This is a genomic window from Pseudomonas sp. PS02303 (genome assembly GCF_029959925.1).
GTDB classification, from domain to species: Bacteria; Pseudomonadota; Gammaproteobacteria; order Pseudomonadales; family Pseudomonadaceae; genus Aquipseudomonas; species Aquipseudomonas mandelii.
The window spans coordinates 1-10,344 of record NZ_JASCOM010000208.1; the positions used below are offsets into that span (position 1 = coordinate 1).

Genomic DNA, 10,344 nt, shown 5'->3' on the forward strand with positions numbered 1-10,344 from the left:
GGGCTGCGGAGCGGCCACCTATCTATCTAAAGAGAAGGGGACTGCTTCGCAGTCCAACGGGAGCAAGCTCCCTCGCCACAGATGATGTGATTGGCTGGTAAAAGCCTGGGGACACAGAAGCCCCCAGGTCAGTCACGGTCATGGCATTTCCGGCAGTTCTTGCGGGCGCAGGTCAAACACCAGCACTTCGGCATCCACACCGTTGCTCAACGCCAGCACCTGCTCATCACGAACCCGCACGCCATCACCTTCTTGCAGCTGCACGCCATTGAGTTCGACGCTGCCACGGGCCACGTGCACATAGGCGTAGCGGTTGGCGGCCAGTTCCAGCGTGGCGCTTTCCTTGCCGTCGATCAGCGCGGCATACACCCGTGCGTCCTGACGCACCTTCAGCGAACCCTTGGCCCCGTCGGGGGAGATGATCAGTTGCAGGCGCCCACGTTTTTTCTGGGTGCTGAAGTGCTCTTGCTGATAACGCGGTTTGGCGCCGCTGACGTCCGGCACGATCCAGATTTGCAGAAAGTGCACCGGCCGCGTGGCCGAGTGGTTGTACTCGCTGTGGGCCACGCCGCTGCCGGCGCTCATCAATTGCACGTCGCCAGGACGGATCACCGAACCGGTGCCCAGGGTGTCCTTGTGTTCCAAAGCACCTTCGAGCACGTAGGAGAAAATCTCCATGTCGCGGTGCGGGTGCTGGCCGAAGCCTTTACCGGCCGCCACACGGTCATCGTTGATCACCAACAGGTCAGAAAAACCCTGCTCTTTCGGGTTGCGGTAATTGGCGAAGGAAAAGGTGTGGAACGACTTCAACCAACCATGATTGGCGGCGCCGCGATCCGAGGCTTTGCGAAGGGTCAGCATGATGAAATCTCCTGTGGGGACGTTGATTCGTCCGAGTGAGGAGAAGGTTAATGGTTACTGGCTGGTGCAATAAGTAGATGTAAATTGAAATACTGTCGCTTTGTGGTTGACAGTAATGAACGGGCATTCAGGCATTTTCCTCCGACGCTGGCGCCGGACATTAGCCATAATGCACAGCAATGCCTGGCAAGAACCCTGTAGGAGCGAGGCTTGCCCGCGAAAGCGTCATTACATTCAATATTTATGCTGACTGACACACCGCTATCGCGAGCAGGCTCACTCCTACAGGGGATTGGTGTTTGTTAGAGGGACCTTCTTTTGACTTCAGTGATTTTGAACCCATGAAAACCGTGGCTATGGTGTTGTTTCCGGACTTTCTGCTGCTCGACATGGCCGGGCCCATGGAAGTGTTTTCCATCGCCAATCGATACCTGGCAGCAGATGACCGTTATGAACTGGCGACCATCGGCACCGAGCATGGCGCGTTGCGGGCCTCCAACGGCGTCAGCGTGCAGGCCGATCTGCACATCGATCAGGCCGATCAAGCCTATGACCTGCTGCTGGTGCCGGGCGGCCCGGGCGCGTACAACGAAAAACATCCGCCGTTGCTGTGTTGGCTCAAAGCCGCTGTCGATCGCGCCGGGCGCTATGGCTCTATCTGCACCGGCGCGTTCGTGTTGGGGCATGCCGGTTTGCTGGACGGTTATCGCGTCACCACCCACTGGCATTACACCGAACGGCTGATCAAAGGGTTCCCCAAGGCGACGGTGGAGACCGATCAGATTTACGTGCAGGACCGCAACCTCATCACCTCCGGCGGCGTCACTGCCGGTATTGACCTGGCACTGGCGGTGGTCGCCAAAGACCACGGCAAGAAAGTCGCCCAGGACGTGGCCAAGGTGTTGCTGGTGGTGATGAAACGCCAGGGCGGGCAAGCGCAATTCAGTCCGTTGATGGCCACTGTCGCGCCGCAGGAAACGCCGATCACCCGCGTGCAGAATCACGTGCTCGAACACCTCGACGAAGCCTTCAGCATCGAACGCATGGCCGGCCTGGCGAACATGAGCACGCGGCACTTCGCCCGGATGTTTGCCCGGGACGTGAACATGACGCCCATGGAGTTTCTGCAAAGCGCGCGCATCGATTGCGCCAGGAATCTGCTGGAAACCAGCGATCTGCCACTCAAGACCGTGGCCTTCAAAAGTGGCTTTGGCAGCGTGCGCCATATGCGCTTCCTGTTCGCTGAAAAGCTCGGTCTGACCCCGACGCAATACCGCGAACAGTTCAGCTAGAGCGTTCTTGGCCGTTGTGCGCACCGCAATGGCCGTGACGCTCCCCCCGTGGCAGTTGTACCGTCACCGAGGCCTGCCAAGATAGCCATGAACTCTTTGCAATGGAGGTGCGGGAGCCTGGAAGGTGGGTGCGATCGATATTTCTGCACTGTGAGCCGGGCCAGGTTTTCAGCACGCAAACGTGCATGAACAGCTTCAGAGATTTAAACAGCGATACGGTGCTGCGGTTCGGCCCCTACGCCTTTCACCAGCGGCAACGGCTGATCCTGGACGGTGATCGGCCGCTGCGCATGGGCGGTCGCGCCCTGGATATCCTCCAGGTGCTGGTTGAGCGCGCCGGCCATGTGGTCAGCAAGGACGAGTTGATTGCCGACGTCTGGCCGACGTCCGTGGTCGAAGAAATCAACCTGCGCGTGCATATTGCGGCGCTGCGCCGGGCGCTTGGCGACGGGCAGAACGGTGAGCGCTACATCGTCAACATCCCCCAGCGCGGTTATAGCTTTGTCGCCCCGGTGGAGTCGGTGCCGGCGACCACCGTGGTCTCGATCGAGACCGTGCTAAAGCATCAGCACAACCTGCCTGCGCGGCTCACACCCGTGACCGGACGGGACTCGATGGTCGGCAGCCTGGTCCGGCAATTACCGGTTCGGCGGCTCATGACCCTGGTCGGCCCCGCTGGCATCGGCAAAACCACCGTGGCGCTCCGCGTGGCCGAACTGCTGTTGCAGCACTATAAAGATGGCGTTTGGCTGGTGGATTTCGCGGTGCTCGATGATCCCGCACGCGTGGTGGATCACCTGACACAAACCCTGGAACTGGAGGTCGGCACAACCCTGGACGTGTTGGCGAATCGGCATATGTTGCTGGTGCTCGACAACTGCGAACACCTGTTGGAACGCTGCCGGGCATTGGTCGACGATTTGCTGGCGTCGGCGCCTCGGCTGTCGATTCTCGTCACCAGTCGTGAACCGCTGATGGCGGCGGGGGAAACAGTCCAGCGCTTGCCGTCGTTGGCGGTGCCGCCCGCGTCGGCGTTGCACAGCGTAGCCGAGTCCATGGGCTACTCGGCGGTGCAGCTGTTCGTCAGTCGCGCCCGAGCCCGTCAACAAGGGTTTGCCTTGCGCGAACAGGACCTCAAGGCAGTGCGTGAAATCTGTCGACGACTTGACGGTTTGCCGCTGGCCATTGAACTGGCAGCGGCGCAGATCGATGCGCTGGCATTGGTCGGCTTGCAGGCTCAGCTGGATAACTGTTTTCAACTGCTGACTCAGGGGCGACGCACGGCCGTGCCCCGGCATCAAACCCTCAAGGCTGCGCTGGACTGGAGCTATGAACGGCTGAACCAGGGGGAGCAAACCGTGTTGCAGCGCCTCTCGGTGTTCAAGATGTCCTTCACCCTGGAGGCGGCGATTGGCGTCAGCAGTTGCGAGCTGCTCAAACCCGACCAACTGGCGACGCTGGTACAGCGGTTGGTCGCCAAGTCGCTGCTGTCGATGGATCAGGTCAACGGCACCACGCGGTACCGCTTGCTCAATACCACGCGCACCTATGCCCTGGAGAAACTCGAACACAGCGGCCACCTGCGTACGTTCGAACAGCGCTACTCGCATTACATCAGCCGGGCACGCTGGGTCTCAGGCGTTCAGGTGCCCATGCAGCTCGTCGAGTAGCCGACGGACTTTGCTCAGGTCCGGGGTGGCAAAGCCTTCGGTGAACCGGTTGTAGATCGGCGTCAGCAGTTCATGAGCCTGCTGATGTCGACCCTGGCGCTGCCACAATTGCGCCAGCGAGGTGGCGCTGCGCAGCTCCCAGGCCAGGGCGCCCTGATGCCTGGCCACATTCAACGCTCGCAGCAATACCTCCTCCGCCATCTCGCTTTTGTGGGAGCGAGCCTGCTCGCGAACGCGTCCACTCGGGTCATCCACTGCCTGCGCATTTTCTTCAGTCAGCAACGCATCAGCCCTGGCCCGCAGTATCTCCGCCGTGCTCCAGCCCGCTGCCCCGGTATCGGCCCGTTGCCACAAGGCGTCATCGACGAACGTGGCGTCCAGCGTGACCATGATTTCCTTGATCAGCCCGGCACCCGGCGGTGGCGCCGACGGTGCTCCAGCCTGGTCGATCACTTGCGCGTAGTGTTGCGCCCACGTATGAAACAGCAGCACCGAATGTTTCTGCGCCTGTTCCAGTAGCAGCCGTAACAGTTTGCGTGCGGTTGTACTGTCTCCGTTGTAGTGGGCGATCAGGCAGCCGGCCAGCGCCAGGGTGTAGCAAATGGAGGTGCCGTGGTTGATCTGCAGCGCGATGTCCAGCGCCTGGCGGGCGGTGCGCCACGCCTGCTCCGGCTGGCCTTGCAACCAGAGGATGCGCGCCAGAATCGTCAGGGCGGCCACGCTCTGATCGTATTGCACGCCAAAGCCGTGGGTGAAGCGGTTGAGGTGCCCGCTCTGGGCCATGCGCTGGATGACCTGTTCGGCATTCACCCGGGCCAGTTGCTGATTGCCGGCAAAGTGCAGGGCCAGGACGCGCAGGCGGTGCGTGCTCAGCGACAGCACGGGGTCACCCTGAGCGCCCAGGCGGTCGAACAGCTGGCTCTGCTCCAGCGCCATTTGGTAGTGGCCGCAACTGAGATTGACCGCCATGTGCCCGGACACCGCCCGCAGTTGACCGGCCACGTCGTTGTTGTGCCTGGCCAGGGTTCTGGCGCTGACAAACGCGGCAATGGTTTCGGCCGTGCCGCCCTGGGTGTGGTAGCAGGAACTGCCGAGGGCGAGCTTGAGGGCCATTTGCAGGTGAGGGCAGGGCTCGGGCGCCACCTCCAGCAAGGCCAGCGCCTTGCGCACGTAAACGCCATGTTCCTTGAGCAGCGATAACTCCTGCCACAGCGGCGTCGACGTCGCGGTCAGCCGGATCGCCAGCGCCTGCGGACCTTGGGCGTTAAAGCCCCAGTCGAGGGCCGAACGAATGTCATCCAGACTGCGGGCGTAACGCTCGATCCACAGGCCCGTGGAAATCAGCTCCCAGTCAGTTTGAGCCTGATGCATCAAGGCCAGGCAGCGTTCGGCGTGGCGCTTTCGGGTGTCCGGCAGGTCCAGGGTCTGGTCGAGCTTTTCCAGTGCGTAGCTGCGGGTGGTGTCGAGCAAGCGGTAGAACACTTCTTCGTCGCCCACTTCCACGTTCAGCAACGACTTGGCCACCAGTTGCGTGATCGAGCCAAACACCTCGCCGGGCTCGATGTGTTCGCCGACGATCACCGCCGCGGCCGACTCCAGCGTAAAACCGCCCCTGAACACCCCCAGTCGGCGCAGGCAGGTTTGCTCGCAGGCGTTCAGCAGTTCGAAACTCCAGTCGAGCGTGGCGCGCAGGGTCTGGTGCCGGCCCAGCGTCGACGGACAGCCCTGGGTTAGCAGGCGAAAACTGCCTTGCAACTGCGTCAGCAACCCGCTCAGGCCAAAGTGGCTGACTTGCGCCGCCGCCAGTTCGATGGCCAGCGGAATGCCGTCCAGGCGGTGGCAGATGTCAATCAATAACGGCAGGTCGTCATCGCTCAGCTCGAAACTGTCCTGGCTGGCCATGGCCCGCTCGACGAACAGTTGCAATGCGGAAAAGGTCAGCGCCTGGGCGCGGTCCAGCACCGCGATGGGGGGTGGGCAATCAAGCGATTCGAGACGCTGGACGAACTCACCTTCGGCCCGCAGGTTCTCGCGGCTGGTGGCCAGGATGTGCACGTGCGGCGCGGCGCGCAGGATGCTTTCGCAGAGCAGCGCGACCGCGTCGAGCAGGTGCTCGCAGTTGTCGATCACCAGCAGCATCCGCCGCTCGCGCAGGAACGTGGCCAGTCCGTTTGTAGATTCGGCATCGTGCAGGGACAAATCCAGCAGCGTCGCCAACTGGGCGCTGATCATGCTCGGATCGCTGAGCGGCGCCAGGTCCAGCAGGCGAATGCCGTCCCGATAGCAGCCGATCAACAGTTCGGCGACGCGCAGCGCCACGGTGGTCTTGCCGATGCCACCGGGGCCGACGAGGGTGATGAAGCGCTGGCGTGACAGCTGAGTGACCAGGTTTTCGACCAGTGATTGACGACCGATCATGCGCGTCCGGCGGATCGGCAGGTTATGGGCGCTCGGCTGGAGGCTTTCGCTCGCGGGGTGCTGCTCGATGGACTCGAGGGAGAAGGGCGCGACAAAACTGTAGCCGCGCTGGGCGACAGTGACGATATAGCGCTGGCCGGCCTGGCCGTCGCCGAGGGCTTTGCGCAGCGCCGCCATGTGCACGCGCAGGTTGATGTCTTCGACGACGCTTTTGGGCCATACCCCGGCGATCAGTTGCTGTTTGCTGACCACGTTTGGGGCGTGCTCCAGCAGGATCAGCAGAATATCCATGGCGCGCCGGCCCAGGCGCAGGGGCTGGTCGGCCTCCAGCACCAGGCGTTGTCCGGGATAGATCCGGTAGGGGCCGAAATGGATGGCCTGTTCTGGGGAAAGGGTCAACGTGTCGCTCCTGCTTGCAGCCGTCTGGTACGCGGTTTCCGAGCATATTCCTCAGGTTTTTCCGGCAACGCAACGAGGTGTTCGCCTGACTGTCGGGTGTCCGCTGCGACTGCCTGTACCTGGCGTCCCTGGCAGGCGCCGCATTTATTGAGGGACAACCTTGGCAAAGCCGCTGTTGAGGCTTTTGGCGCGCCAACGAAAATTAACAACGTTTAACTCGTCCTGCGTCTGGTCTACGCCCAAAACTCTGCTGCTTCAACACCCGCTGGTCTTGTAGGCGCGAGCCAGCTCGCGATAGCGGTGGGTCAGCTTGCATCGATGTTGAATGTGCCGCCGCCATCGCGAGCAGGCTCGCTCCCGCAGGGAATTGTGCCGGGCTGGCGAGTGGGGCATGTAGCAAAGGGATCAACTTGTCATGAGGACACCGGGATGAGCAACGTGGTGGTGGTCTATCACAGTGGCTACGGGCACACCCGGGTCATGGCCGAAGCCGTGGCCCTGGGTGTGGAACGGCACGTGGGCAGCACCTGCCTGCTGGTTCCGGTCGATGAAGTGGACCAGCACTGGGACCGGTTGCACAGCGCCGACGCCATCATCTTCGGCGCCCCGACCTACATGGGCAGCGCGTCGGCGCAGTTCAAAGGCTTCATGGAGTCCACGGCGGCGTTCTACCTCGCCCAGCCGTGGCGCGACAAACTGGCGGCCGGCTTCACCAATTCCGGCTGCCTGTGCGGCGACAAACTCAACACCTTGCTGCAGATGGCGGTATTCGCCGCGCAGCACTCGATGATCTGGGTCGGCCTCGACCTGCTGCCGGCGCGCTCCAGCACCGGCGCCTTCGACGGGCAAATGAATCGCCTCGGCAGCTCGCTCGGCGCCATGGCCCAGTCGAATGTCGAACAGACCCCGGACCTCGCCCCACCTCCCGAAGACCGTTGCACCGCCGCGCACCTCGGCGAGCGGGTGGCGCGGCTGGCTGAACGAATGAACCCATCACCGCTTTGATACACCCCCAACACTCGCAAAGGAGACATCGCATGAGTACGTTCACGACCCGAGATGGCACCGAGATTTACTACAAGGACTGGGGCACCGGCCAACCCATCGTCTTCAGCCACGGCTGGCCGTTGAACGCCGACAGCTGGGAATCGCAGATGATCTTCCTGGCCTCCAAAGGCTACCGGGTGATCGCCCACGACCGTCGTGGTCATGGCCGCTCCAGCCAGCCGTGGACTGGCAACGACATGGACACCTACGCCGATGACCTGGCGCAGTTGATCGAGTTGCTCGACCTCAAAGACGCCGTGCTGTTCGGCTTCTCCACCGGCGGCGGCGAGGTGGCGCGCTACATCGGTCGCCACGGCACCGGTCGCGTGGCCAAGGCCGGGCTGATTTCCGCGGTGCCGCCGCTGATGCTCAAGACCGAAGCCAACCCCGGTGGCCTGCCGATCGAAGTGTTCGACGGCATTCGCCAGGCATCTCTGGCCGACCGTTCGCAGCTGTACATCGACCTCGCCAGCGGGCCGTTCTTCGGCTTCAACAAACCGGACGCCAAGCCGTCTCAGGGCATGATCGACTGGTTCTGGATGCAAGGCATGATGGCCGGTCACAAGAACGCCTACGACTGCATCAAGGCGTTCTCGGAAACCGACTTCACCGAAGACCTGAAGAAGTTCGACATCCCGACGCTGGTGGTGCACGGCGACGCGGACCAGGTGGTGCCCTTCGAAGCGGCGGGCATCGCCTCAGCAAAACTGGTGAAAGGTTCGCAGTTGAAGGTCTACCCCGGCGCGCCTCACGGCTTGACGGATACCCACAAGGATCAGCTCAATGCTGATCTGTTGGCGTTTCTCAAGGGTTGATGTGCCCCGGCGCGGGCATGGACCCGCGCCGGTTTTCGCTCTGATAAAACAGGCTTTATAACGCGTGAGTTTGAGCGGTGCAGGCGCGACGTGGGGGAAGGGTGCGCACCGCACGGCAACGCCACGCAAACGGGTTGATGCCTTCGCTGCGGGTGAAGATGTGACAGAAATGCGCCTGATCGCAGAAGCCGCATTCGAGGCTGATTTGCGTCAGCGTCATGTCGGTGTTCCGGATCAATTGCTTGGCCCGGGCGACGCGTTGGTGGCGAATCCAGTCTTGGGGCGAGAGCCCGGTGCTGCACTTGAACGCTCGGGAAAAATGACTGCGCGACAGGGCGCAGGCGCGGGCCAGTTCGGTGACTTCAACGGTCTCACCCAGGCGTTCGAGGATCAGTTGCTTGGCCAGCTCTTCACGCCATGGGGTCAAGCCGCCGGTGGCTTTTCTGGGTGCTTCATCGACTGCAGCACGGGCGACGTTTTGCTGAGAATGGGCCATGACAAATGTCCGTGTCGGTGAGCTTCATTCTTGGTTGCGAGGCCTTGTCAGGCGAGTTAAACGTTGTTAATTCCTCATGCCGGGTGGGCAGTCTCACGTAAAGTCAGAGACAATCGTTACCCTCAAGCCTGGCTGAACACACAAGGAAACCGTGCCTATGAACCGTAACGATCTGCGTCGCGTCGACATGAACCTGCTGGTGATTTTCGAAGCGTTGATGTTCGAAAAGAACCTGACCCGGGTCGCTGAAAAACTGTTCATGGGGCAGCCGGCGGTGAGTGCGGCGCTGGGGCGGTTACGGGATTTGTTCGACGATCCGTTGTTGCTGCGCAATGGTCGCGCCATGGAGCCGACGGCGCGGGCACTGGCTATTCTCAAGGAGCTGCAACCGGCGATGGATGTGATTTCCGGGGCGGTCAGTCGGGCGAAGGAATTCGATCCGACGACCAGTAGCGATGTGTTCCGCATCGGGTTGTCGGACGATGCCGAGTTCGGTTTGTTTCCGCCGTTGTTGCGGCAATTGCAGGAAGAGGCGCCGGGGATCGTGGTGGTGGTGCGTCGCGCCAACTATCTGCTGATGCCGGCGTTGCTGGCCTCGGGTGAGATTTCCGTGGGGGTGAGTTACACCACGGATTTGCCGGCGAATGCCAAGTGCAAGAAGTTGCGGGACATTCCTTGCAAGGTGCTGCGCGGGGACAAGCGGCCGGGGACGCTGACGCTGGACGAATATTGTGAACGTCCGCATGCCATGGTGTCGTTCTCGGGTGATTTGAGCGGCAATATCGATCTGGATCTGGCCAAGGTCGGTCGCAGCCGTCGGGTGGTGTTGGGTGTGCCGCAGTTCAGCGGGTTGCGGGCGTTGTTGGCCGGGACTGAGATGATTGCCACGGTGCCGGATTATGCGGCGTGTGCGCTGGTGGAGGGGTGTGCGTTGCGGGCGGAGGATCCGCCGTTTCCCATTGATGCGGCGCAGTTGTCGATGGCCTGGAGTGGGGTGCATGACAATGATCCGGCGGAGCGGTGGTTGCGGTCGCGGATCAGTGAGTTCATGTCTAGGCCTTTGGTGGTTTCGGCTTGAACGTGGCGGCCTTCGGGCCGACCAGGTTCCCCTTGATGTACCCCGTCCCAATGTGGGGTGAGCCTGCTCGCGAAGGCGGCCTGATAGCCGACCTATCTCTTTCAGGTGTACATATCCATTTCTGCGGTAACGGCTGCTTATGGTTTCGCTCTTACAGCGACTCACTTTTCCAAACGCCGAAAAGTAAGCAAAAGGCTTCGCCCCAGCGTCCGGCCCCTCGCCTAGGCTCGGCGTACCCTCGCTCCGGCATTCATCTGGGGGCATCGCC

At 61.9% G+C, this 10,344-nt stretch carries 8 protein-coding genes; 5 read left to right on the forward strand and 3 right to left on the reverse strand.

Going from position 1 to position 10,344, the window contains the following annotated elements:
- Positions 1-138 precede the first annotated feature (138 nt).
- A complete protein-coding gene (locus QMX98_RS27495; protein WP_010455748.1) occupies positions 139-861 on the reverse strand; it encodes a pirin family protein in 723 nt (240 codons plus the stop codon).
- A gap of 341 nt (positions 862-1,202) precedes the next feature.
- Between QMX98_RS27495 and QMX98_RS27500 the strand changes: the two genes are divergently transcribed.
- On the forward strand, positions 1,203-2,153 hold the full coding sequence (locus QMX98_RS27500) for a GlxA family transcriptional regulator (RefSeq protein WP_042932737.1): 951 nt from the start codon (positions 1,203-1,205) through the stop codon (positions 2,151-2,153).
- Between the two features lie 185 nt (positions 2,154-2,338).
- A complete protein-coding gene (locus QMX98_RS27505; protein ID WP_282411666.1) occupies positions 2,339-3,823 on the forward strand; it encodes a winged helix-turn-helix domain-containing protein in 1,485 nt (494 codons plus the stop codon).
- Here QMX98_RS27505 and QMX98_RS27510 read toward each other — a convergent pair.
- Positions 3,788-6,640: a winged helix-turn-helix domain-containing protein gene (locus QMX98_RS27510; protein WP_282411667.1), complete on the reverse strand. Its 2,853-nt coding sequence runs from the start codon at positions 6,638-6,640 to the stop codon at positions 3,788-3,790. The genes QMX98_RS27505 and QMX98_RS27510 overlap by 36 nt on opposite strands.
- A gap of 429 nt (positions 6,641-7,069) precedes the next feature.
- Here QMX98_RS27510 and QMX98_RS27515 point away from each other — a divergent pair, with 429 nt between their 5' ends.
- On the forward strand, positions 7,070-7,645 hold the full coding sequence (locus QMX98_RS27515) for a flavodoxin family protein (RefSeq protein ID WP_102595815.1): 576 nt from the start codon (positions 7,070-7,072) through the stop codon (positions 7,643-7,645).
- A gap of 32 nt (positions 7,646-7,677) precedes the next feature.
- Entirely contained in the window at positions 7,678-8,502 is an 825-nt protein-coding gene (locus QMX98_RS27520) for an alpha/beta hydrolase (RefSeq protein WP_077748146.1), read from the forward strand.
- Positions 8,503-8,557: 55 nt separating this feature from the next.
- Here QMX98_RS27520 and QMX98_RS27525 read toward each other — a convergent pair whose 3' ends face one another.
- Positions 8,558-8,998 carry an AraC family transcriptional regulator gene (locus QMX98_RS27525; protein WP_282411668.1) on the reverse strand — a complete coding sequence of 147 codons (441 nt, stop codon included), beginning with the start codon at positions 8,996-8,998 and terminating at the stop codon, positions 8,558-8,560.
- Positions 8,999-9,155: 157 nt separating this feature from the next.
- Here QMX98_RS27525 and QMX98_RS27530 point away from each other — a divergent pair, with 157 nt between their 5' ends.
- A complete protein-coding gene (locus tag QMX98_RS27530; RefSeq protein ID WP_145306316.1) occupies positions 9,156-10,076 on the forward strand; it encodes a LysR family transcriptional regulator in 921 nt (306 codons plus the stop codon).
- The last annotated feature ends 268 nt before the right edge of the window (positions 10,077-10,344 follow it).

What these genes read in the sequence shown, in the direction of transcription:
- QMX98_RS27495 (WP_010455748.1), bottom strand. Translation starts at nt 861, where the DNA reads ATGCTGACCCTTCGCAAAGCCTCGGATCGCGGCGCCGCCAATCATGGT.
- QMX98_RS27500 (WP_042932737.1), top strand. Translation starts at nt 1,203, where the DNA reads ATGAAAACCGTGGCTATGGTGTTGTTTCCGGACTTTCTGCTGCTCGAC.
- QMX98_RS27505 (WP_282411666.1), top strand. Translation starts at nt 2,339, where the DNA reads ATGAACAGCTTCAGAGATTTAAACAGCGATACGGTGCTGCGGTTCGGC.
- QMX98_RS27515 (WP_102595815.1), top strand. Translation starts at nt 7,070, where the DNA reads ATGAGCAACGTGGTGGTGGTCTATCACAGTGGCTACGGGCACACCCGG.
- QMX98_RS27520 (WP_077748146.1), top strand. Translation starts at nt 7,678, where the DNA reads ATGAGTACGTTCACGACCCGAGATGGCACCGAGATTTACTACAAGGAC.
- QMX98_RS27525 (WP_282411668.1), bottom strand. Translation starts at nt 8,998, where the DNA reads ATGGCCCATTCTCAGCAAAACGTCGCCCGTGCTGCAGTCGATGAAGCA.
- QMX98_RS27530 (WP_145306316.1), top strand. Translation starts at nt 9,156, where the DNA reads ATGAACCGTAACGATCTGCGTCGCGTCGACATGAACCTGCTGGTGATT.